At 47.3% G+C, this 22,784-nt stretch carries 19 protein-coding genes; 16 read left to right on the top strand and 3 right to left on the bottom strand.

Annotation, left to right across the window (positions count from 1 at the left end):
- Window positions 1–46 precede the first annotated feature (46 nt).
- Together H8K36_RS08650 and H8K36_RS08655 are read right to left on the bottom strand one after the other, a co-directional pair.
- Entirely contained in the window at window positions 47–643 is a 597-nt protein-coding gene (locus tag H8K36_RS08650; protein WP_186916050.1) for a chalcone isomerase family protein, read from the bottom strand.
- A gap of 315 nt (window positions 644–958) precedes the next feature.
- The gene (locus tag H8K36_RS08655; RefSeq protein WP_186916049.1) at window positions 959–1,771 is read right to left on the bottom strand and encodes an SDR family oxidoreductase; all 813 of its coding nucleotides are present in this window, start codon (window positions 1,769–1,771) and stop codon (window positions 959–961) included.
- Between the two features lie 237 nt (window positions 1,772–2,008).
- On the opposite strand from H8K36_RS08655, the gene H8K36_RS08660 reads away from it, so the two are divergent.
- Together H8K36_RS08660 and H8K36_RS08665 are read left to right on the top strand one after the other, a co-directional pair.
- The gene (locus tag H8K36_RS08660) at window positions 2,009–3,703 is read left to right on the top strand and encodes a thiamine pyrophosphate-binding protein (protein ID WP_370587136.1); all 1,695 of its coding nucleotides are present in this window, start codon (window positions 2,009–2,011) and stop codon (window positions 3,701–3,703) included.
- Between the two features lie 92 nt (window positions 3,704–3,795).
- Entirely contained in the window at window positions 3,796–5,196 is a 1,401-nt protein-coding gene (locus H8K36_RS08665; protein ID WP_186916047.1) for an MBL fold metallo-hydrolase RNA specificity domain-containing protein, read from the top strand.
- A 112-nt stretch (window positions 5,197–5,308) separates the two neighbouring features.
- Here H8K36_RS08665 and H8K36_RS08670 read toward each other — a convergent pair whose 3' ends face one another.
- Window positions 5,309–6,643, bottom strand: coding sequence for an amidohydrolase (locus H8K36_RS08670; protein ID WP_186916046.1), 1,335 nt, complete (start codon window positions 6,641–6,643; stop codon window positions 5,309–5,311).
- Between the two features lie 140 nt (window positions 6,644–6,783).
- Between H8K36_RS08670 and H8K36_RS08675 the strand changes: the two genes are divergently transcribed.
- From H8K36_RS08675 to H8K36_RS08740, 14 genes are all read left to right on the top strand, one after another.
- Complete coding sequence (locus H8K36_RS08675) at window positions 6,784–7,965, top strand: MFS transporter (RefSeq protein WP_186916045.1); 1,182 nt, start codon at window positions 6,784–6,786, stop codon at window positions 7,963–7,965.
- A gap of 102 nt (window positions 7,966–8,067) precedes the next feature.
- On the top strand, window positions 8,068–9,234 hold the full coding sequence (locus H8K36_RS08680; RefSeq protein ID WP_186916044.1) for a hypothetical protein: 1,167 nt from the start codon (window positions 8,068–8,070) through the stop codon (window positions 9,232–9,234).
- A gap of 16 nt (window positions 9,235–9,250) precedes the next feature.
- Window positions 9,251–9,676 carry a type 2 periplasmic-binding domain-containing protein gene (locus tag H8K36_RS08685; protein ID WP_186916043.1) on the top strand — a complete coding sequence of 142 codons (426 nt, stop codon included), beginning with the start codon at window positions 9,251–9,253 and terminating at the stop codon, window positions 9,674–9,676.
- A 169-nt stretch (window positions 9,677–9,845) separates the two neighbouring features.
- Window positions 9,846–10,568 (top strand): hypothetical protein, encoded by a 723-nt coding sequence (locus tag H8K36_RS08690; RefSeq protein ID WP_230404426.1) that lies wholly within the window; start codon window positions 9,846–9,848, stop codon window positions 10,566–10,568.
- Window positions 10,569–10,590: 22 nt separating this feature from the next.
- Window positions 10,591–11,271 (top strand): 5-oxoprolinase subunit PxpB, encoded by a 681-nt coding sequence (gene pxpB, locus H8K36_RS08695; RefSeq protein WP_186916042.1) that lies wholly within the window; start codon window positions 10,591–10,593, stop codon window positions 11,269–11,271.
- Window positions 11,264–12,226 (top strand): 5-oxoprolinase subunit C family protein, encoded by a 963-nt coding sequence (locus tag H8K36_RS08700; protein ID WP_186916041.1) that lies wholly within the window; start codon window positions 11,264–11,266, stop codon window positions 12,224–12,226. Before pxpB ends, H8K36_RS08700 begins: the two co-directional genes overlap by 8 nt.
- The gene (gene pxpA, locus H8K36_RS08705; RefSeq protein ID WP_186916040.1) at window positions 12,219–13,001 is read left to right on the top strand and encodes a 5-oxoprolinase subunit PxpA; all 783 of its coding nucleotides are present in this window, start codon (window positions 12,219–12,221) and stop codon (window positions 12,999–13,001) included. Before H8K36_RS08700 ends, pxpA begins: the two co-directional genes overlap by 8 nt.
- A 12-nt stretch (window positions 13,002–13,013) precedes the next feature.
- Entirely contained in the window at window positions 13,014–13,733 is a 720-nt protein-coding gene (locus H8K36_RS08710) for a DUF969 domain-containing protein (RefSeq protein ID WP_186916039.1), read from the top strand.
- Entirely contained in the window at window positions 13,730–14,719 is a 990-nt protein-coding gene (locus tag H8K36_RS08715) for a DUF979 domain-containing protein (protein ID WP_186916038.1), read from the top strand. Before H8K36_RS08710 ends, H8K36_RS08715 begins: the two co-directional genes overlap by 4 nt.
- A gap of 13 nt (window positions 14,720–14,732) precedes the next feature.
- A complete protein-coding gene (gene pcp / locus H8K36_RS08720; RefSeq protein ID WP_186916037.1) occupies window positions 14,733–15,383 on the top strand; it encodes a pyroglutamyl-peptidase I in 651 nt (216 codons plus the stop codon).
- Between the two features lie 341 nt (window positions 15,384–15,724).
- On the top strand, window positions 15,725–16,876 hold the full coding sequence (locus tag H8K36_RS08725) for a methyl-accepting chemotaxis protein (RefSeq protein WP_186916036.1): 1,152 nt from the start codon (window positions 15,725–15,727) through the stop codon (window positions 16,874–16,876).
- Between the two features lie 106 nt (window positions 16,877–16,982).
- A complete protein-coding gene (locus H8K36_RS08730; RefSeq protein WP_186916035.1) occupies window positions 16,983–21,803 on the top strand; it encodes a response regulator in 4,821 nt (1,606 codons plus the stop codon).
- Window positions 21,804–21,854: 51 nt separating this feature from the next.
- Window positions 21,855–22,268 (top strand): response regulator, encoded by a 414-nt coding sequence (locus tag H8K36_RS08735; protein WP_186916034.1) that lies wholly within the window; start codon window positions 21,855–21,857, stop codon window positions 22,266–22,268.
- A gap of 216 nt (window positions 22,269–22,484) precedes the next feature.
- Window positions 22,485–22,784 (top strand): sodium:solute symporter family transporter (locus H8K36_RS08740; protein WP_408058392.1); only part of this gene is annotated, 300 nt, incomplete at its 3' end.

A 22,784-nucleotide genomic window follows, 5' to 3' on the forward strand; every position in this document is an offset into this window, starting at 1 on the left:
CCAGTGTTCGCTGACGGCTTTTTAATCAAGTTCCTAGTCAAAAGTTTTATTCTTTTGAATTCAACATCTTGTGCTTTAAAGTTTCATCTGCAGGTTGATTACCGAGCCAAATCTTCAAGACAGCATTGTAGAAATTAGGATCAGCGATATGATCGCCAATTTTCTCACCGTTAAGCTGACAAACCACGCCTGTTCCTGGAACCCAATCAAATGTCAAAATATCGCCCTTTTTCAGTTTTGGGACGATAGAAAAGATTTTGCCGAAGGTGACCATAGCGCCGATCAAACGGGTGCGCTCATTCGCATCGAGGTTATTGCGCAATCCATCGAGGAAGCGTTGACCTAAATCATCGTTACTTAGATCGCGCATCATCACCAAAGTCACACGTTTTGCGCCTTGCAAAGCCAAGACTTCCGGTGTGGTTGAACGCAACTCTGGCAAATATAGCGCCGCGACATACACTTTGAATACCACCTTGTAGCGCACACCCGCACCGTTCAATTTGAGTGTCTGGTTGCCAATTTGTACAGTGTCGTCAAGTTTGACGCCTGCCACTACAGTATCCGCCATCGCTGCTTGCGCTAAACCGAAACTCAAGCCAAGTGCTATCAATCCACGAAATAATTTTGCTGCCAACTTCATATGTTCTCCTCTGGTTTTGGAATGAAAAAATATGGATCTCTTTTTTCGCCACATTTCTTCGTTTGATGCCGACGGTTTTGCTCTCAATAACGAACGACCGTTTTATTTTGTGCACACCACAATAGTGATTATTTTTAGAGGGTGCAAGACTAATCGACACGAAAAATCAGAATATTTGTGTATATCGGTTGCTCAAATACGAACAGAAATAAAGATATCGAGTAAAAATGATAATCACTTATCAATCTGCCTATGCGTCTTACCAAGCAATGCATCGTCATCAACTTTGCTCTCTTTGCTAACAACCGTGCCAATTCAATGCGGTCTCACTTCTTGTTTCAAGGCTGCCAATGCCATTTTTTCCACGAGACCTGGCAATAACAATTTCAGCCAACGCCCAAGTTTGCCCTTCACACTCATCACGACATCACGTTGCCGTTTCTCCATCCCTAAGATAATCAAGCCAGCACATTCTTCTACGCTCATCGCCTCATCTTCTTTCAAGCCGCTACTGCCAGCCGCGATGCCATCAGCGTTATAACCTCGGTATCGAATTTCAGTGGCGACGACGCCCGGGTATGCAATCGTCACACTGACCCCCGCTTCTTTTACTTCTGCACGCAACGCTTCAAAGAAACCATTCATTGCAAATTTTGTGGCGCTATATGCATTCCGACCAGGAACGCCAATCAATCCAGCCAAAGACGACACTGCAACGATGCAACCCTTGCTTTGAAGCAGATAAGGCAAAGCCGCATGCGTACACCAAACGCTTCCCCAAAAATTCACCCGCATTAAATCTTCGTACCAAGACAAATCCTTCACATCACTCAACAAGGCCTGAGCAGATTTACCGGCATTATTGATGAGCGCATCAATACGAGAAAAATAGGCCACCGTTGTGTTAATCAACTGACGGCATTGTTCTTGATCACTGACATCGGTCGGCACCACCAAACAATCGCTACCTAATTCACGACATTGCTTTGCTACTTGCTCCAACATCTCTTGATTGCGCGCCGCTAAGCACAGGCCTAAATTTGAACCATGCACACGTGCCAACTGTCGCGCTAATTCCGCGCCGATTCCATCAGAACTTCCGGTAATGACAACCACTTTTCTTTGCATATCAAGTCCTATTCATAATTCAACACAAGCACGTACCATCCTCAAAGTCGAGCAGCACTTTGATCCCGCAATGCAGCATTTTCCTCTCCGACATTTCCACAGAAGTTCAACTGAAGTAAGTGACGAAGTCAAGCTCCTGATTAATCGCAAACATCGTTGTGGTAAAGCGAACCAGAATGTGCACGAATATCTTGTAATCTGGTAGCTTAACGCTTTTCTTAATTCCTTTACATGATCATGCTCACATCCCGTTCTGGTGGACAATTGATTGTCGATGCGCTGCAAGTGCATGGTGTTGATACTATTTTCGGCGTTCCTGGTGAGAGTTATTTGCCGGTGTTAGATGCCTTACACGATAGTCCGATTCGCTTCATCATTAATCGCCAAGAAGGCGGTTCTGCATTTATGGCCGAAGCATACGGTAAGCTCACCGGAAAACCGGGAATTTGTTTTGTTACACGCGGGCCCGGTGCAACTAACGCTTCGATCGGTGTACATACAGCACACCAAGACTCAACAGCCATGATTCTATTTATTGGCCAAGTCGGCAATGACTTCGTTGAACGCGAAGCTTTTCAGGAAATTGATTATCGCCGCATGTATGGCCCGATGGCGAAATGGGTCGCCCAAATTGATAGGGCCGATCGCATTCCCGAATACATCGCTCATGCTTTCCAAGTGGCAACCAGCGGGCGTCCTGGCCCGGTCGTCTTAGCCCTGCCAGAAGATTGCTTATCAGCGGTGGCGAGTGTCGCTGACACCGGACACTATCGCGCCGTTCAAGCGTGCGCGTCAAAACAGCAGATGCAACAGGTACGCGAATTATTGAGTCAAGCAAAGCGTCCTTTCGTCTTACTCGGCGGCGGTGGCTGGAGCCCCGAAGCGTGCCAACAGCTGATCGGATTTGCAGAGCGCAACCATTTGCCTTTAGGCTGCGCTTTCCGTTTTCAAGATCTGATAGATAACAAACACGCCAACTACATTGGTGATGTTGGTATCGGCATCAATCCTAAATTGGCGCAGCGGATCAAAGAAGCTGATGTCGTCTTAGCAATTGGTCCGCGTCTTGGTGAAATGACCACTAGTGGCTATACAATTTTTGAAGCACCAGTACCTAAGCAAACTCTGATTCATGTGCACAGTGACGCCTTGGAGTTAGGCCGCGTTTATCAGGCACAAATGATGATAAATAGCGGCATGCAAGAATTTGCGCGCGAATTATTCGAAATGGAAACGCTCGACAGCAGCGCATGGAGTCATCAAGTGATTGAGGCTCGCGCCGAACTTCAAGCTTGGCAGCAAGAGCCCGCGATCTTTACGCAAGAACAAGCACCGTTGAACCTGTGGCAGGTAGTGCAAGACATCAAACAGCAATGTCCTGCGGACACCATCATCACCAATGGCGCTGGCAATTATGCCACTTGGGCACACCGCTACTTCCCTTACGGTGGATGGCGCACTCAGTTAGCACCAACTTCGGGTGCCATGGGCTATAGCGTCCCTTCCGCGGTCGCGGCGAAAATTACAGCGCCAGAGCGCACTGTCATCGCTTTTGCGGGTGATGGTGAATATATGATGAATGGACAAGAGTTAGCGACCGCCGTTCAGTATCGCGCAGGGGTCATCATCATTGTTTTTAACAACGGCATGTATGGAACGATACGCATGCATCAGGAAAAAGAATTCCCTGCCCGCGTCTCTGGCACCGAACTACACAATCCTGACTTTGCAGCCTTAGCACGCGCTTATGGTGGCAGTGGAGAAGCGGTTGAAAACACCGAGGAATTCGGACCCGCTTTGGCACGCGCCATTGCCTATACCCGCGAACACCAACTGCCAGCACTGATCGAATTGCGCTACGACGGCAATCTAATTACACCAGGGGCAAGTTTGCAAACCTTACGCAAACAAGCACAAGCCTCCGGAAAATAAATCGCTGGAATTGAGGGGGCGGAATAAATAATGACACCCCTCAATTGAGCGTAAACTCTGCTAGCGACTTTCATCAGACTGCGAGCTTTGATATGCATTTATCCTTCCACGGCGCTGACCGCAATGTCACTGGATCTTGCCACCTGATTCAATGCGCGGGCAAAAAAATTCTAATTGACTGCGGCCTATTTCAAGGCGGTCGCGCACTATCAGAAGAGAACGCAGAAGACTTCGGTTTTCATCCTTGGGAAATCGATTTCGTCTTACTGACCCATGCCCATCTCGATCATTGTGGGCGTCTTCCCCTACTCGTCAAACGCGGTTTCAAAGGCGAAATCATTACGACCAGTGCCAGCAAAGATTTAGCGCGCCTAGTGCTACTCGATTCCGCACATTTACAAGAATCTGAAGCGCGTAGCCGAGAAAAACGGAGTCGTCGCCAAAGGCACGAGCATGAAGCGCCAGCGCCGGCACTGTACACACTATACGACGCCACGCGCTGCTTTGATTTTTTTGGTCGCGTCGCTGAGTATCAACAAGGTATCCCGCTCGCTGAGGGTATTAACGCCTGCTTCTACGATGCTGGTCATATACTCGGCTCTGCCAGTGTCGCCCTCGAGTTGGAAGAAGGTGATCACCGTCGGCGCATCGTCTTTTCAGGTGACTTAGGTAGTGATGGTCGTGTCATCTTGCGTGATGCAGAACCGCCCCCACCTGCTGATTTCGTGGTGATGGAAACGACCTATGGCGATCGCTTACATCGTTCTCTTGCAAGTTCGATCGAAGAGCTTTACACCTCAATCAACACGTGTTTTGCGCGCAATGGCAATGTCATCATTCCCAGCTTTGCCTTAGAGCGTGCACAAGAACTCTTGTGGTATTTGCGTGAAGGCGTGGAATCGGGCGCTTTGCCGGCGGGCATGCATGTCTTTTTGGATTCACCCATGGCAATCTCAGCGACCGAGATTTATCGTCATCATCCTGAGTGCTATGATGAACAAAGCGCTCAGCTATTTGCACATCAACGTGATCCATTTACCCTTGCCAATCTGCATATTGTGCGCGATCTCAATGACAGTATGGCCATCAACCAAATCAAAGGTGGTGCTGTTATTCTCGCAGGTTCGGGTATGTGCACGGGTGGGAGAGTTCAACACCATCTCAAGCATCATTTATGGGATAGAAACTCAAGTGTGGTGTTTGTTGGTTTTGCATCTAAAGGCACCTTGGCGCGGCAAATTATTGATGGTCAGCGTAGTGTTCGAATCTTAGGAGAAGAAGTTGCAGTCAACGCCCAAATTCATACCATTAATGGATTCTCTGCACACGCTGACCGCGACGAGTTACTGGCATGGCATCACCATATTCAGGCGCCTCACACATTTCTTGTACATGGCGAAGATGAAGTCATGCAGCACTTTGCTGGACTTCTTCAAAACACCAAAGTACATTTGCCTCAACAAGGCGAATGCTTTGATTTGCTGGCACTCTAACTCAGGTAAGCTCAAAATAAGAAAGAGCCTGCAAAATCTATGATTAAGCAGGCCCTTCTTTTTGAACCATCGATCCAAACGAGATTCTTGGTTCGAACTTTGACCCAATTCTCTACTTGGTCTTCTGCAACAAATCAATCAAGGCAATCACCGTCGTCTCCACTCCCGTCTTTACCGCAGGCTCAGCGCTAATTTTAAACAAAGGGCTATGGTGACTAGGCACCGGTGGACCGCCTGCCTTCTCTGCTTCAAATGCGTCTTTTGGTGTACCACCTACTGAGAAATACACGCTGGGGATATAAGGCTTGGTTGTAAATTGCGGGAAATCTTCAGCTCCCATATCGAGACGTTGGTAATTAGGATCGAAAATGCCAACGCCAAGTTTCTCTGTCCACACTTTTTTCAAGCGCTTAGTCAAAGGGATATTATTTAAAGTTGGTGGTGCAGGCTCTCCGACAATCGTAATTTCCGGCAATTGATTCTCCGGCACACCAGCCGCCCGTGCGGTATTAATGGCGACACGTTTAATCGCTTTTAAAAGCATTTCGCGTGTTTCAAAACTTTCGTTACGGACTGTCAAACTCAACTTGGCATTGTCGCCAATGATATTGCTCTTGGTCCCTGCATGAAAACTACCGACCGTAATGACAGCAGGATCACGTGGCGCACGTTCGCGACTAATAATGGTTTGTAAGGCTAAGACGATTTGTGAACCAATGACGATAGGATCGCGACCACGATGAGGACTAGCACCATGCGCACCTTGACCGTGAATCAAAATATCGACTGTGTCTACACCCGACCAAGGTGAACCTTCAACTGCATCGATCTTACCCGCCTCTACTGCCGCATTCACATGAAAGGTAATAGCGTAATCAGGTTGTCCAAATTTTTTCCAGAGTTGGTCGTCCATCATAGCTTTTGCACCACCAACCACTTCTTCAGCTGGCTGGCCAATCAGCATCAGCGTACCAGACCATTCTTTGCGACGCGCTATCATTTGACGAGCAGTACCGACCATACTAGTGATGTGCACATCATGGCCGCAAGCATGCATTACGGGCATCAGATTTCCCGCCAAGTCCTTTTGCATTACCGTCGATGCATTCGGCAAACCCGACTTCTCTTGCACTGGAAGACCGTCCATATCAGCGCGAAGCATGACCAAAGGACCTGGGCCATTTCTCAAAATCGCGACCACACCAGTTTTACCAACACCTTCAGTGACCTCAAAGCCCGCAGCGCGCAACTCTTTCGCTAAACGAGCGGAAGTGTTGGTTTCTACAAACGATAATTCAGGATTACGATGAAAATAGTCAAACAAAGCACCGAGGCTTGCTTTATAGTCTTTATCAATGGATGCCTTTAAATCACTTTGCGCCCACACGGGGGACGTGAGCAGAGCAATCGGTGTCAGTAACGCACAGCTAGCAATCAAACGTTTCATTCAAACTCTCCAAGAAAACAAATAAACCAAGAGCGTACAGCTTAGTGCGAAGTGAATGGAATGTGCAGATAAACACCACCTATTCTCGCGATTCGGTGAAATTTACAACAGGCAAGCTTTAATCCCCTATTTAATAAGCTATGCAAAAGACAAAAGGAACTCGCATCCCCACTAGTATCTGGACACTTGGTCTGGTGAGTATGTTGATGGATATTTCCTCGGAAATGATCCATAGCTTACTGCCGGTATTTATGGTGACGAGTTTGGGCATGAGCGTGATGATCGTTGGCTTGATTGATGGTATTGCCGAATCCACGACCTTGATTGTCAAAGTGTTTTCTGGAGCGCTCAGCGACAAACTCGGAAAACGTAAAGCACTCGCCGTCATTGGTTATGGACTAAGTGCTTTTTCTAAGCCCTTCTTTGCAATCGCACAGGGGCTAAATCTATTGCTGTTTGCACGTTTGAGTGATCGCATCGGAAAAGGCATACGCGGCGCGCCACGTGACGCCCTTATCGCAGACATCACGCCGCCCGACATTCGCGGCGCAGCTTTCGGTCTACGCCAATCTCTCGACACCATAGGCGCAGTGGCTGGCCCGCTACTGGCGAGTGGCCTTATGATTATGTGGGCGAATGACTTCAGATTGGTATTTTGGCTAGCAGCCATTCCTGGCTTCGCTGCGATGTTCTTACTTTTATTTGGGATTCAAGAACCGAAGACGGTTCCACTCCCAAGTAAAGGATTTCCATTACAAGGTGAAAATCTCAAACGCCTGCAAGGCAGCTATTGGTCGGTGGTGATTCTTGGTGGATTATTTACCTTAGCCCGTTTCAGTGAAGCATTTCTACTATTGCGCGCCCAACAGCTGCAAATACCTTTGCCCTATATACCGTTGGTGATGGTCATCATGAATCTAATTTACGCCAGCTCAGCCTACCCATTTGGACAATTATCTGATCGTCTTGCCCCTCGTACTTTATTGAGTTGGGGATTACTAATCTTAATCGCTGCCGACTTACTATTTGCTTTCAGCATTTCGTGGCAGGGCTTAATTGCAGGGGTCATTCTATGGGGCGTTCACATGGGCATGACGCAAGGCCTCCTATCGAGCATGGTTGCCACCCACGCTCCCGCCGATTTACGTGGCACTGCCTTCGGCATGTTTAACTTGGTGAGCGGAGTATGCCTACTCGTTGCCAGTCTGATTGCTGGCTTACTATGGGAAAACCTCGGCGCTAAATTCACTTTCTTAGCGGGTGCTATCTTCGCCACTGCTTCGCTCGTCTGGCTTCTCTTGAACCGCAAAACATCGTCGTAATTTCGCCGCATCTCCTTCAATTTTCTTGCCTTGCAGCAAAAATAGGCAGAACATAGATCGCCTGACACACTCTTTGCGTATCCCCCATAAAGGAGAAACATCATGATGCTTGTCCGTTCTCGTGCCCTACCTTCTAGCCTTGTCAGTCGCTTTAAAACGTCAATAAGTATTCTCGCCAGCTTCTTCACTTTCTGCAGCATAGCTCCCATCGCCCACGCCCAAGAAGCCTCTTCCGATTTCAAAGTCACTGGTTTTGTCTCATTGGTTGGCGGCAAGGTGATTAGTGGCGACACCAATGGCGCGCCAATTGCGAGTGAAAACTGCCCTTGCTATACGGCTGACTGGGGCAATGCCGGCGTCTACCGTGATAATTTCTCGCTCAAGCCAGAATCACGCGCAGGGATTCAACTCAATTACAAACCAACAGCGGACCTAAGTTTAGTTGGGCAAGTCGTAGTGCGTGGTACAGACTCCACGCCGAATATCCAATGGGCCTATGGTGGTTATAAATTCAATAAAAATTTTGAACTTCAAGTCGGACGCAAACGCATTCCGCTGTATTACTACTCCGATTTCCAAGATATTGGGCTCTCATACCCTTGGGTCAGTACTCCGCCTGAGTTATATGGTTGGGAAGTCACCAACTATAACGGTGCAAGCCTGCGATATAACAATAGCTTCGGCGACATGAATGTCAGTGCGAGCTTGTTTGGTGGCTCAGAAACGGCAAAAGACCCACTTTATTTAACACTCTATTACCCGACTAAAGCTGAAGTGTCATGGAAGAGTATCGTCGGCGGCGATATCGAAATTAATCAAGGACCACTGACAGTACGTGGCGTGTACATGTCTGCCAATGCCCGCACTAAAGTATTTAATTTTGGTGTGGACGATACGGCAAAACTAACCGCTTTTGGGCTCGCCATGAATCTCGATCTAGACAACTGGTTTGTGCTTTCCGAAATGACCCAACTGGAACGCAAATTTAATGATGCCGGTTATTCGTATAAAGCACCTGCATTCACTCTGGGCGCGGGTGTGCATCTCGGCGATTGGACGCCATTCTTAAATTATGCACAGTACAAAGAATCGACCTCTGATACGAATAAATATACGCCACAATCCTATAAGCGCTTGTCTCTGACGCTGAAATACGATATCGATGCTAGCAGCGCAGTCAAAGCACAGGTCGATCGCCATACTGATATCACCCAAAATTTTGGTGGTAATGCGACCGTTTTCCGTCTCAGCTATGACCGTGTGTTTTAAATGAGGAGTATCGATCATGAAAAAACTTATCATTCTGATGAGCCTACTAGCAGGCTTAAGTTACTCTAGTATCGGTTTTGCACAAATTGCAGTCGTGGTCAGCGCTAAAAGCCCCGCGTCGGGTCTGAATAAAGAGCAGACCGCAGCACTTTTTTTGGGAAAATCAACACAACTCCCAGGCGCTGGCTCCCCAGTCTTGGTTGACCAAGGTGAAAGTTCAGATGTCCGTAAGAATTTTTACGGTAAGGTTGCCGATAAAACTCCGGCACAAGTAAAAGCGATTTGGGCGCGGTTGGTGTTCTCTGGGAAATCTGCACCGCCCAAAGAGGTCGCGAGCAGCGCTGACGTCAAAAAGCTAGTCGCGGGTAACCCAGATGCTGTTGGCTATATCGAAAAAAGCTCCGTTGATTCTAGCGTCAAAGTTTTATTGGAAATCGACTAAAGCGATCTGACTTGGGGGCAGGTTAGGTTGTCCCCAACTCCATCGTTACGCATATAAGTTCAAGCAATTAAGACCTACCGCACAAACAATTGCTTGTATCCCACACGTTACAAGGTAAAATTTGCGTTTCGCTGCTTTCACGCAGCATTGTTTTTACCTTGAGGACCGTATGAAATTTTCCCCACGCGTGATGTCCGCTGCAATCGTGTCGATTGCTGCGATGACGAGTTCAGCCCATGCATCGACCGATTTTAATCAGCTTAAAACCTTAAGCCAAAGTGAGTTTAGCCAACTGGCAAAAGACTTTACAGCGGCGGGTAGCTATAAAGCGATTACCCCTGCCACACCTCTGGGCATCACAGGTTTTGACCTCGGTGGCGAAATTAGCGTAACGCAATTAGAAAACAGCGCAGTATGGAAAAAAGCTGGCGCTAACATCTCCTCATTGCCTATGCCTAAATTACATCTCACCAAAGGCTTACCATTTAACATCGATATTGGTGCATCTTTGGTTGCAGTGCCAGATTCCAATATCAAACTGATGGGTCTAGAAGCGCGCTACGCTATATTTGAGGGAGGCGTCGCCACTCCAGCCGTTGGTGTACGCGCTGCTTATAGCAAACTGTCTGGTGTCGACCAATTGGGATTTAATGCCAAGAGCGTTGAATTAGTCGCCTCCAAGGGGTTCTTGATGGTGACACCTTACATTGGCGTTGGTCGTGTTTGGGGCTCGGTTACACCAAATATCGGCAGCCTACAAAAAGTTTCCCCTACATCGAGTAAAGTCTTTGCTGGCATCAATGCCAACTTTGGTTTATTTAATCTCGCTGGCGAAGTTGACCGTATCGGCAATAACGATACCGTCAGCGTGAAGTTCGGTTTCCGCTGGTAACAAAGTCAACGAGGACGCGTTTATGCCACAAGTCGATATCAACTTTGAAGTATTAGGAGAGTCGGCAGCGAGCATCCAAGCGCGTCCGAAAGCAGGAGCGAATGTTGTGACGCCAGATCTGCAGTTACAACGCAAGATTTGGCGCATTTCGCAGATATTGAAGCAAGAATTCGATTGCCAAGATATCGTGCCTGGAATGAACAATCTCACTGTATTTTTCGATCCTACGTTAGACAGCAGTGAACTTTGGCTAGATCGCCTAGAACGGTTGTGGAATACCACTGAGGCCGAAAGCTTCCAACAACGCGAAATAGACATTCCTACTTACTACGGTGGCGAACACGGTCCAGACCTCCAGTTAGTGGCGGAACATTGTGAACTGAGTATCGAAGAAGTCGTAAGCTTACATAGCCAAACGCCATACACCGTGTATTTTCTTGGATTTCAACCAGGCTTTGCTTACATGGGCGGGCTCCCTCAACGATTAAACACACCACGACGCGCCGACCCTCGTATTTTGGTCCCTGGAGGCTCGGTCGGTATCGGCGGGAGTCAAACCGGTATTTATCCAAGTCAAAGTCCAGGCGGTTGGCAACTGATTGCATGGACCCCACTCTGCCTTTTCAATCCAGCCAATGAGCCCGCAAGTTTGCTTGGTCCAGGTGACATTGTCCGCTTTAGAATCGAGGGTATCGATGCCTAATCTGAGTCATGACGCCACCAAGCCCTATCTGGAAATCTTGCAGGCAGGTGTCCAGTCCACGATACAAGACCTAGGACGTAAAGGAACTCGACATCTAGGCATTGCGCAAGCCGGCGCGCTCGATGCCCCTTCCCTGAGGCTCGCGAACTATTTGGTCGGTAATGAAGAAAATGCGGCCGGCATTGAAGTCGTGATTGGTCCTGTCGATATTCGTTTTACCCAATCGACCTGGTTCGCTATTTGCGGGGCAGACTTTACTGCTACCCTAGACGGCAAAGCGATCGCACCCGGTTGGCGCTACCATGCGCAAGCCGGAGCTGTATTGCGGCTGCGTGGGCCACAGCGCGAATGCCGTGCTTACCTTGCGATCGCTGGCGGTATCATCGTCGAGAATGTACTAGGCGCGAAGGCGACCGATCTACAAGCTGAATTTGGCGGATTCCAAGGACGCGCTTTAAGGAAGCAAGACGTATTAGAAATCGGCCATGGTCTCGAGTTCACCAAAAGCATCGGTGTCCAACAGAGAAAATGGACGCCGGAAATCCGAGCGGTAGTCGGCCCCGAATTCGAGCAATTCAGCAAAAAAGCCCAACAGGACTTTTGGGAACATGCATGGAAAGTCAGCAACCAAAGCAATCGCATGGGATATCGTTTACAAGGCAATCGCCTCGATCGCTGCAATAAACAAGATTTGTTTTCGCATGCAGTAATGCCTGGCGTGGTTCAAGTGCCGCCGAATGGCCAACCAATTGTCTTATTGGCAGATGCGCAAACGACCGGCGGCTATCCACGAATTGCATGCGTTATTCAAGCAGATTTGTGGAAGTTAGCGCAAACACCTATCGGCAAAAGTTTTTGTTTTATCCGAACCGACTTAGAAACTGCTAGGCGCGCTGCACAACAAGCGCATAAAGACCTAGAGACCATACGGCAGCATCTTAATCTGTATGCCTAATCTCATACCGACCACACAACAACTTCATATTGATTTAAACGCCGACCTTGGGGAAGGTAGCGTCAATGAAGAAGCTATTTTGGCTTTGGTAAGTTCTGCCAATATTGCTTGCGGGGGGCACACCGGTGACGAACGGAGTATGCGTCAGGCCCTGCACCTAGCCAAGCGCTACGGGGTGGCAGTTGGCGCGCACCCAAGTTTTCCCGACCGCGAACATTTTGGTCGTAAGCCTATGCAAATGGCGTCGGAGCAGTTGCTGCACAGTCTGCAACAACAAATACAAAGTTTAGCCACGATAGCCGCTGAGGTTGAGATACCGTTGACGCATATCAAACCGCATGGGGCTTTGTATAATCAAGCTGCATCCGATCCCCAATTGGCAGAACTCATAATCGAGTTAATACTCAGCTCAGGAAACATTTACAAACTATTCGTACTAGCTGGGAGCAAACTCGCCACACGAGCTCGTACTGCGGGAATTGACGTGATTGAGGAAGCGTTTGCCGATCGGCGTTATCGCAGGGATGGCTCACTGGTACCGAGAAATATGGAAGGTGCCGTCATCGAATTTATTCCCGATGCCATACAGCAAAGTCTAGATTTAATTCAAACAAATCGTATTCAAAGTATTGAACAAGAGCCCATAACAATGCATGCGCAAACGCTATGTGTACATGGCGATGGTGCTCATGCACTAAGCTTGATTCGCCAACTGAAATTTGCTTTTGCGGATCAACAGATTCAAATTCACTCCTATCTCACTTCACCTACTTGATCGACCCGAAAAATGGACAGCGCCCTATTTTTGCCACTGATTGGAATACCAATCATCGTTTTTGGATTTGCCTTTCGCTTCAACCCCTTGCTAGTCGTTATTGGTGCGGGTCTCGCAACTGGTCTTGCGGTTGGCATGGATTTCATCGCGCTACTAGAAACTTTCGGTGAAAAGTTTATGAATAGCCGTCAGATTGCCAGTGTAGTGTTAATCTTTCCGGTCATTGCCTTACTTGAGCGGTATGGATTAAAAGAGCGTGCACAATCCTGGATTCGAAGTATTCGTAGTGCAACAACTGGACGAATATTTATGCTGTATTTCGTCGTACGCCAATTTACAAGCGCACTAGGTTTAACTAGCCTCGGTGGTCATGCGCAAACTGTGCGTCCCTTACTTGCCCCCATGGCTGAAGGCGCAGCAATCCATGAATACGGCGATTTACCACCTCATCTACGCGATAAGATTGCCGCACATGCCGCCGCTTGTGACAACGTTGCCTTATTTTTCGGTGAGGATATTTTTATTGCCTTTGGTGCCGTGCTGTTAATGACCAATTTTCTGAAAGAAAATGGTATCAACCATGTCGAGCCTTTGAGCATCGGTTTATGGGCCATTCCCACAGCTATTTGTGCTCTATTGATACACCTATTTCGCCTCTCGCTACTAGACGCCAGGATCGCCAAGGACATTGCTCTATGGCGTCAGCAACAAAATGTGGGAGCGCACACATGAACACCCTACAAAGCTGGATCAGCATCGACGTCGTGTTCTATTTGGTCGGTGCTTTATTGATGGCCGTCGCTATCTTAAACGCCGTCGACAAAAGTAACCCTAAGCGTTACACCACGGCATTATTTTGGTTCTTGTTTAGTCTTGGCTTTTTGTTTGGTGATCTGATGATTCTTATGCTGGGCAAACAAATCACCTATCGCATTATTGGCTGTATCGTGATGATGTTGGCGCTGCTAGCGGGGGCCAATTTGCTTGGAGCAAGTCAAACGAAGAATGACCATACTGAACTCAAACATGAATCAGCAGAACGATTAGGCAATAAGCTATTCCTGCCTGCGATCCTGATTCCCGTCATCACGGTTTTACTGACATTACTAGGTAAGAATATATCCGTTGCGGGCCTGCCCCTGCTTGATCCCAAGAATTTGAGCCTAGCGTGTTTAGCTTTGGCTTGCTTTCTGAGTCTAACTGCAGCGTGCTTGATGACCAAAGGCACCCCATTAGATTCAGTCAAAGAAGCACGCCGTTTAGTCGATGCCGTGGGTTGGGCTTTGATTTTGCCAATGATGTTGGCCATGTTAGGCGGCGTATTTGTTGTCGCCAAGACTGGTATCTCCATCCAAACCTTAGTCAGTGCAATGGTGAATCCCGATAGTCGCATCACACTCATTATTATTTATGCGCTTGGGATGGCGCTGTTTACCATGGTCATGGGAAACGCATTTGCAGCATTCCCTGTAATGGCGGCAGGAATTGCCCTTCCTTTTTTGATCGTGCATCACCATGCTAATCCAGCGCCACTGGTCGCACTCGGAATGCTGTCTGGTTACTGCGGTACCTTGATGACGCCGATGGCGGCCAATTTCAATATTGTGCCTGCTGCGCTGTTGGAACTGAAGGATAAATATCAAATCATTCGTTACCAAATACCGACTGCAATCGGCGTTTTGATCTGTAACATCCTACTCATGATCGTGTTGGTTTAATTTTCCACAAACTATGGCAACTATTCTACTCACAGGCTTTGCGCCATTTAACCAAGAGAAAACCAATCCATCTTGGCAAGCGGTAAAACAGTTTGAAGGAAAAGCTACGCAAGACGGAAGTCAAATCCATGTGGCAGAGCTACCTTGTGAATTTGGCCGTGCGAACGAAGTTTTAATTAATCTTATTCAGCAGACAAAGGCCGATACGGTCATTTGTCTTGGGCAAGCGGGCGGTCGCCCAGAGATCAGTGTTGAGCGCGTTGCGATCAATATTGATGATGCCCGTATCCCTGACAATGCAGGGATACAACCAATTGATCAGCCCATACAAGCGGTCGGGCAAAACGCCTATTTTAGTTCCTTACCAATCAAGGCAATTGTCCACAATCTAAGACAAAACAACATTCCGGCCCAGGTGTCACAGACTGCTGGCACCTTTGTTTGCAACCACGTGTTTTACGGTTTGATGCATTACGCTGAAACTCATCACCACATTAAGCGGGCGGGTTTCATTCACATCCCCTATTTGCCTGAACAAGCCGTCAACCATGCAGGAGCCCCCAGCATGTCGCTCGAAACTCTACTAAACAGCATCAAAATCACTCTAGAGGTCTGCACTAAACAAGGACAGGATTTGGCTCTTACTGGTGGCAGCCTCGACTAACAATTGCCTTATAGGCAAGTTCAAATGTGATGTTTTTTGGAAACTAATTTCCCAATTGAACGTTTTTTAATGCAAGGACACAAAAAACTTGTTTAAAATCATTCATAACAATTTCGCCAGCAGCATAATCCAGCGGTATCGAGTGATCGAGGTCCGTGCCGGATGCCTATCGAATTGACAATTTAGCTGACTGGGGATCGGTAGCACGGAATTTGAAGTAAATCGAATAGCAGCAGAGTACGAACATCATTGTTCACAGGTGTAACTATCGGCAAACAAAAAGCTCAAGCCGAATGATGCACTCATTGACTCGTAAGACACATCAATCAGGATGGGTAACTATGCAAAAAGATTTTTTTCGTCAACCCGTTTTTGCTTATGCCAGTGGCGGAGCAATTTGCCTACTTTCTCTCATCCTCGCTTGGCAGCATCCCAGCTTCATCAGTTTTGGGCTTTTCTTTTTGATCACTATCAGTTGTGTTTTGTTGGTCACCACGCTTCTGCGGAGTATGGCAGTACAAGAGAGCCTAGAAATTGATGACGACAGCCTGCAACGCGATGCCGAATTAGCCCATCGCCTGAGCGAATTACTACAAAACATTTTACCTTTGTGGAATTCACATGTGGAAACGGTAAAAACCCACTCCGAGCAGTCTGTGCAGCAATTGATCCTAAGTTTCTCTTCAATGGTCAATGAATTCGACAAGGCCGGTTTCGGAGGTGTCAGCAATGTCGAATTAAACGCGGCAAAAAATTCCGATGCAACCATTACTCTGCTACAACTGTGTAAAAAAGAATTAGCTCCGGTGATTAATTCCTTATCGCAAATGATCGATAGCAAAGATGAACTACTCAACTGTATTCGTGACCTCGCGAAATCCACTGCTGACATGAACAATATGGCCCATGAAGTTGGGCAAATCGCTGCACAGACAAACCTGTTGGCGATTAATGCTGCGATCGAAGCAGCGCGCGTCGGCATCCAAGGCCGCGGTTTTGCCGTCGTTGCTGACGAAGTTCGCAAACTTTCCCAACTGTCTGCGGAAACCGGCAAACGCATGGGTGAACGTGTCAACCATATCTCTGCTGTGATGAAGGTCGCGCTTAGTGCAGCCGATCGATCTGCAATTCAAGACAAGAGAGTACTCGAGGTCTCAGGTGCGGTTGTGCGGGACGTTCTGTCCCATGTCGAAACTATGGGCGATGCGGCGCAACAAATGCGTCATCACGGCAATGTCATTCGAAGTGATATTGAAGACCTACTCGTGACGCTACAATTTCAAGATCGTATCAGCCAAATTTTGGAAGTAGTGAAGAGAGATATCGCCAAGTTAGAAAAGACAGCCGCCGAATTTAACCAAGGCAATTTCCCTGAAACCGCAGTTTGGTTAGAAGAGTTGAAGAACACCTACACCATGAATGACGAGCATCGCAGCCACGGCTCAAGTGGTGCAGCAGCAGCGAACAATGATTCAGAGATCACTTTCTTCTGATAGATGAAAAGACCGGAGTCATCGAACGCGATAGCAATTTCAAAAGGCAATTCGCGTTTTTACTTTTTAGTTACACACTACTAACCTCATCCTATCGGAGTATTGAGTGCTAGAGTCGACCAGCAAACCTAGGATACTGATTGTCGAGGATGACGAATTAGTCGCCATTTTTATCCAACTTAAGCTGGAGCTATTTGGCTATCAAACAGTCGGCCAAAGTTCGCGCGGTGAAGAAGCTGTTGAATTAGCGGGAAAACTCAAGCCAGATTTGATTCTGATGGATATTCAATTGGCAGGAGAGATGGATGGCATCACTGCTGCTGAGAAAATTCGCGCTCACTATACCTTGCCCGTTGTTTTCTTAACCGGAAATAAATCAGAATCCGATTTCAAGCGGGCGACACAAGCCAACGCCTTTGGTTATATTGTTAAGCCATTCTCAGATCAAGAACTACGCGCTGTCATTGAGATGGCGCTCTACAAACATCAAGCTGAAACCAAGTTACAAATCAGTGATCTAGCCCTCAAAGCCATTTCGCAAGGCGTGATCATCACTACACCTGACCAGAAAATCATTTCGATCAACGAGGCTTTCACTGAACAAACGGGTTACAGCTCAAGTGATATTGTCGGATTAACATGCCGCGTTCTGCAAGGCCCTGCAACTAGCCCAGCTAGCAGGCAAGCAATTCGCGACGCGATTATCAACGGCAAACCCTATTTTGGTGAGATCCTCAATTATCGAAAAGACGAATCGATGTTCTGGAACGAACTGTCGATCACACCGGCTTTCGATGAACAAGGTCAACTTACCCACTTTATTGGTATCACACGTGATATTACGGAACGCAAGAGTACCTTAGAAGCATTGCGCCAAAGTGAGATTGATCTTCTTGAAGCTGAGAAATCATCTCACGTAGGGCATTGGATCTGGGATTCTTCGACCAACAAAATCAGTTGGTCCGAGGAGATGAAACGCATTTGGCAGCGAGACCCTGCGGAATTCGATGGTGATTTATTTGAAATGATACGTCGCACCGTCTTACCTGAAGACCAAGCGACCGTGATTGGAACATGTAAAGAGGCGTTTGAAGAACGAGAGGAATACCTGCCTTTTGAGTATCGTATCTTCTTACCAGATGGTGGGACGCGCAATATTTGGGCGAAAACAGGTCGCAAACAAAAAGATGCTCGCGGAAAAATCACTCGCTTAACAGGAACGGTACAAGACATCACTGAACGCAAGCGTGCAGAAGAAGAACGTCGTTTAAACGATGCCCGCATGGAACAAGCATTTGGTAGTTCACCGATCGGTATGGCATTGATCGATATCGAAGGAAAGGTACAACGGGTTAATCGCGTTCTATGCAATATGTTTGGTTATACTGAAGAAGAACTCTTGCGACATGACTGGAAGAAGTTTACGCATCCAGATGATCTCAACTCAGATAAACAACTGATACAACAGCTTCTCAAAGGCGAAATCGAAAGCTACGAGATTCACAAGCGCTACTATCACAAAGACTCAACACTCGTTTGGTTGCAAGGAAATATTTCGCTCGTGCGTGATGCATTCGGCACGCCTGTCAATTTTGTCACACAAATTCAGGATATTACTCAGCGTCTTACCTACGAAGCGCAACTCAACCAGTTGTCTCAAGCGGTTGAACAGAGTACTGAAGCGATTATCATCACCGACGTGATTGGTAAGATTGAGTATGTCAATCAGACTTTTGTGAACAAATCAGGTTACGAAAAAGCTGAAGTAATCGGGCGCTACCCCAATATTTTGAATTCGGGTCAAACACCAAAAGAAGTTTTCAGTGATTTATGGAAGACGATACGCGCTGGCGATACTTGGAAAGGCGAGCTGATTAACAAACGTAAGGATGGAAGTCTATCGGTCGAATATGCGACGATTTCGCCCTTACGTCAAAATGACGGCACCATTACCCATTTCGTCTCGACCCAAGAAGACATTAACGAGAAAAAGAAACTCGGCGAAGAACTCGACAAACACAGGCATCATCTTGAAGAGCTCGTTGAAAGTCGCACTGAAGAACTTGCTGTAGCGCGCCAACTTGCAGAAGCGGCCAATCGCGCGAAGAGCAACTTCATTGCGAATATGAGTCATGAGATCCGCACCCCAATGAACGGCGTATTGGGCATGACCTATTTGGCATTGACCAGCACAACAGATCCAAAATTACGCGACTACCTCCAGAAAATTCATTTATCAGGACAGCACCTACTACACATCGTCGATGATATTTTAGATTTCTCGAAAATTGAAGCCGGCAAAATGACCATAGAAGGTGTCGACTTTAGCCTAGAAGAGTTGATGAATAAGCTGTCTGCGATTATGAATACGAAAGTCGCAGGACGGCGTTTGAGTCTATCAATGACCATTGGATCTGAAGTGCCAATGCACATGCATGGCGACCCGCATCGACTCAGCCAAATTCTCATTAACTACACCAATAACGCGATCAAATTTACCGAGCAAGGCGAGATCAAGGTAAGGGTTAAGAAAGTGATCGATACGCCTAGCGGTTGGCTGGTGCGTTTCGAAGTGGAAGACCCAGGTATCGGGATGACACCCGAGCAGCAAAGCAAACTGTTCCAATCTTTCGAACAAGCAGACAGCTCCACCACACGCAAATATGGTGGCACAGGTTTGGGTCTAGCGATTAGCAAACAGCTCGCAATTTTGATGGGCGGCGAAGTAGGTGTGATCAGTGAACCTGGAGTCGGTAGCACTTTCTGGTTCACTGCGCTGCTTGAGCAAACGAAGGGACAAGTCATCGAGAAGGTCGTCGGCAACTCCCCACAAAATGTACTTGCGCGCCTCAAACGAATTAATCAGACCGAACATCCAGTCAGAGTTTTGCTAGTCGACGACAATGAGTTTAACCAGCAAGTGGGGACTGAATTACTTGAATCAGCAAAATGCTTAGTAAAAGTTGCAGGTGATGGCCAACAGGCCCTCGATTCAATTCACGAAAATGAATTTGATTGCGTTTTGATGGATATTCAAATGCCGGTGATGGATGGTTTAGAGGCAACGCGTCGTATCCGTAGCGAACCAAAGTATGCACAATTGCCAGTGATCGCAATCACGGCCAATGCCATGAATGAAGATCGAATACACTGTCTCTCAGCGGGCATGAATGACTTCATTCCAAAACCATTCGCACCAGATATTTTGTACGCGACTATTCTGCGTTGGATTAGCGACAGCACTGAGGAAATCATCCTACCTGAAGAGGCGCTTGAACAGGCAGAGGTACCACTGCTTCCAAGTATCACCATCGATTTAAGCGTACTCGCGGGCTTAGTTGGCCATGCACCGGACAAAATCGGTAAGTTCGCATTGAAGTTTCTTGATTCAGCCCAGCGCAGCATGCAGGAAATCAGAGAAGCACGCGAAGCGAATGACCTCACCGGCCTATGCGCACTTGGACACCGACTCAAGTCGAGCGCGCGAACTGTCGGGGCAAGCAAATTTGCAGATCTCTGTCACGAGCTCGAACAACTCAAGGCGGGAGGTAGCCTCCAAGATGCTGACCAAATTATCGCGGAATTAACGCCGATGTTAGGCACGATAGAAACCGAGATATCGGCCTATCTCAACCCTGCCGATCCACCTCCAGATATCGTCATCAAACCAGACAAGGCCCGTGTCGATGCAGTAAAGGCGTCAACCCCAGTAGCCCTCAAGCCAAACATGCATGTCGTGGTATTAGAAGACGACCGCATTGATATGGAGATTGTCTGCACAAGCTTGCGTAAGTTTGGGATCAATCGCATCTCAACCTGCACTGACGGCAATCAAGCGTTGGCGGTTGTGCGTACCTATGAACCAGACATCATTATTTGCGATCTGAATATGCCAGGGATGGATGGCATTAGTTTCTTGAGATTTGCGGCCGAACATAACTTCTCTGGTGGCGTGATTATTTTGAGTTCAGTCGATCGCAGCGTCATGAAGGCTGCGGAGAACTTAGTCAAAGCTTATGGACTCCACCTTCTTGCCTCGCTACGAAAGCCTCTCAATGAAGAAGAAATGTTAGAAGCGCTAGCGAAACAAACTCCTTCTAACATCGAACATCATCGCATGTCCAAAGTCGCGGTGTTGTCATTACAGGAATTACAAAAAGGCTTTGCTGACGATTGCGTTGAAGTTTTTTATCAACCAAAGATTTCTATTGCCACTAAACGTGTAATCGGCGCCGAATGTTTAGCTCGTTGGCGCCATCCTGTGCGGGGCTTGCTCGGCCCTGCTGCCTTCATCTCTGTGATTGAAACCCATGGTCTGATCGATATCATGACCAAAATCATTCTTGAGAAGAGCGCAGCTCAATTGCGTAAGTGGTATAACCAAGGCCATCAACTTAAACTTGCTGTCAATGTCTCCATGGACAATTTGAATCAACTGAATTTACCAGAGGAATTCGAGTCTATTGTGCAAGCGGTGGGCGTCAGACCATCGCAGTTTATTTTGGAATTGACAGAAACTCGTTTGATGGAGAATCTCACGGTCAGTCTAGAGATTTTGACTCGTCTGAGATTGAAAGGCTTTGGCCTCTCAATCGATGACTTTGGCACAGGGTTCTCGACGATGGAGAACTTAAAGCAACTACCGTTCACAGAACTCAAGGTTGATCGCGCTTTTGTCAATGGCGCAGTACAAGATGAAGCTGCACGTGCTATTTTGAGTTCAAGCATCCAACTCGGAAAAATATTCCACTTAAATCTCGTTGCCGAAGGTGTCGAGACTCAACAAGATTGGGACTTAATTGCAGACTCTGGGTGCGATGAAGTACAAGGTTATTTCATCGCTCAGCCTATGCCAGCCGACCAATTTATCGAATGGAAAATCGAATGGGAGAAAAAAATGCGCCGTGAAGGGCAACGCCCGACTTAGAGCGCTAAAGTAATACCATCAATTTAATCTCTTTTTGAAGGACGATGAAACATGAGTACTGCGAACACAAAATATCAAGAACTGAGTGTGCTAATTGTCGATGATGATGAGTTTCAAGTCGACTTTGTTTCGGATCTTCTTAATGACTTAGGTATTTCCCGCGTGACGACCGCGAATGGTGGTCAAGCTGGTTTGAAAGCCTTTGACAATGCCAATCCCAAACCTGATTTACTCCTCTGTGACATACAAATGCCGGATATCGATGGCTTTGAATTCATGAAGGCAATGGGCGAACGTAAGTTCTTTGGTGGAGTGATACTCATGTCAGGCCAGGGCTCACGCGTTTTGTACTCAGCCTCTTTGGTGGCGCAACTATCACGCCAAAACTTTCTGGGTAACATAGAAAAACCCGTCAACAAGAAAGATATTGCTGAAAAGATAGATCAAATGTTGCAAAATCAATAGAGTATTTCCCCCAAAATCATCGTAAAGTCACGACAATGCCGTCGAAATGAGGCTAAACCGACAGATCTCGATCTGTTTCGGTGATTAGCGCCGCGATCTGCCCAACATTGTCTTATAATGCCCGCAAATTTAGATCTGTTGACGTCTATTTGAGTTAACGCCTAGTTTGCGGGCATTCTTATTTACCTTTCCTTTTATTCACTTTTGACCATGAATATTTTGCTTTGGTTAGTCGTTATTTACTGGATTATCTCTGTCGGTATTGGCTTGTATGCCGCTCGTTATGTGAACAACTCCAAAGACTTTGCGGTCGCTGGCCGTTCATTACCTATGTATATCGTCACCGCGACGGTATTCGCGACCTGGTTTGGTTCTGAGACGGTACTTGGCATTTCATCCACCTTCGTCAAAGAGGGTCTCAAGGGCGTGGTTGCCGATCCTTTCGGTTCTTCATTGTGCCTGATCTTCGTCGGTTTATTCTTTGCACGGCCGCTGTATAAGATGAACTTATTGACG

The organism is Affinundibacterium nitidum, from assembly GCF_014284155.1.
GTDB classification, from domain to species: Bacteria; Pseudomonadota; Gammaproteobacteria; order Burkholderiales; family Burkholderiaceae_D; genus Undibacterium; species Undibacterium nitidum.

What these genes read in the sequence shown, in the direction of transcription:
- pcp (WP_186916037.1), top strand. Translation starts at nt 14,733, where the DNA reads ATGGCAACTATTCTACTCACAGGCTTTGCGCCATTTAACCAAGAGAAA.
- pxpA (WP_186916040.1), top strand. Translation starts at nt 12,219, where the DNA reads ATGCCTAATCTCATACCGACCACACAACAACTTCATATTGATTTAAAC.
- H8K36_RS08650 (WP_186916050.1), bottom strand. Translation starts at nt 643, where the DNA reads ATGAAGTTGGCAGCAAAATTATTTCGTGGATTGATAGCACTTGGCTTG.
- H8K36_RS08675 (WP_186916045.1), top strand. Translation starts at nt 6,784, where the DNA reads ATGCAAAAGACAAAAGGAACTCGCATCCCCACTAGTATCTGGACACTT.
- pxpB (WP_186916042.1), top strand. Translation starts at nt 10,591, where the DNA reads ATGCCACAAGTCGATATCAACTTTGAAGTATTAGGAGAGTCGGCAGCG.
- H8K36_RS08690 (WP_230404426.1), top strand. Translation starts at nt 9,846, where the DNA reads ATGAAATTTTCCCCACGCGTGATGTCCGCTGCAATCGTGTCGATTGCT.
- H8K36_RS08660 (WP_370587136.1), top strand. Translation starts at nt 2,009, where the DNA reads ATGCTCACATCCCGTTCTGGTGGACAATTGATTGTCGATGCGCTGCAA.
- H8K36_RS08700 (WP_186916041.1), top strand. Translation starts at nt 11,264, where the DNA reads ATGCCTAATCTGAGTCATGACGCCACCAAGCCCTATCTGGAAATCTTG.
- H8K36_RS08680 (WP_186916044.1), top strand. Translation starts at nt 8,068, where the DNA reads ATGATGCTTGTCCGTTCTCGTGCCCTACCTTCTAGCCTTGTCAGTCGC.
- H8K36_RS08670 (WP_186916046.1), bottom strand. Translation starts at nt 6,643, where the DNA reads ATGAAACGTTTGATTGCTAGCTGTGCGTTACTGACACCGATTGCTCTG.
- H8K36_RS08710 (WP_186916039.1), top strand. Translation starts at nt 13,014, where the DNA reads ATGGACAGCGCCCTATTTTTGCCACTGATTGGAATACCAATCATCGTT.
- H8K36_RS08655 (WP_186916049.1), bottom strand. Translation starts at nt 1,771, where the DNA reads ATGCAAAGAAAAGTGGTTGTCATTACCGGAAGTTCTGATGGAATCGGC.
- H8K36_RS08735 (WP_186916034.1), top strand. Translation starts at nt 21,855, where the DNA reads ATGAGTACTGCGAACACAAAATATCAAGAACTGAGTGTGCTAATTGTC.
- H8K36_RS08725 (WP_186916036.1), top strand. Translation starts at nt 15,725, where the DNA reads ATGCAAAAAGATTTTTTTCGTCAACCCGTTTTTGCTTATGCCAGTGGC.
- H8K36_RS08685 (WP_186916043.1), top strand. Translation starts at nt 9,251, where the DNA reads ATGAAAAAACTTATCATTCTGATGAGCCTACTAGCAGGCTTAAGTTAC.
- H8K36_RS08715 (WP_186916038.1), top strand. Translation starts at nt 13,730, where the DNA reads ATGAACACCCTACAAAGCTGGATCAGCATCGACGTCGTGTTCTATTTG.
- H8K36_RS08665 (WP_186916047.1), top strand. Translation starts at nt 3,796, where the DNA reads ATGCATTTATCCTTCCACGGCGCTGACCGCAATGTCACTGGATCTTGC.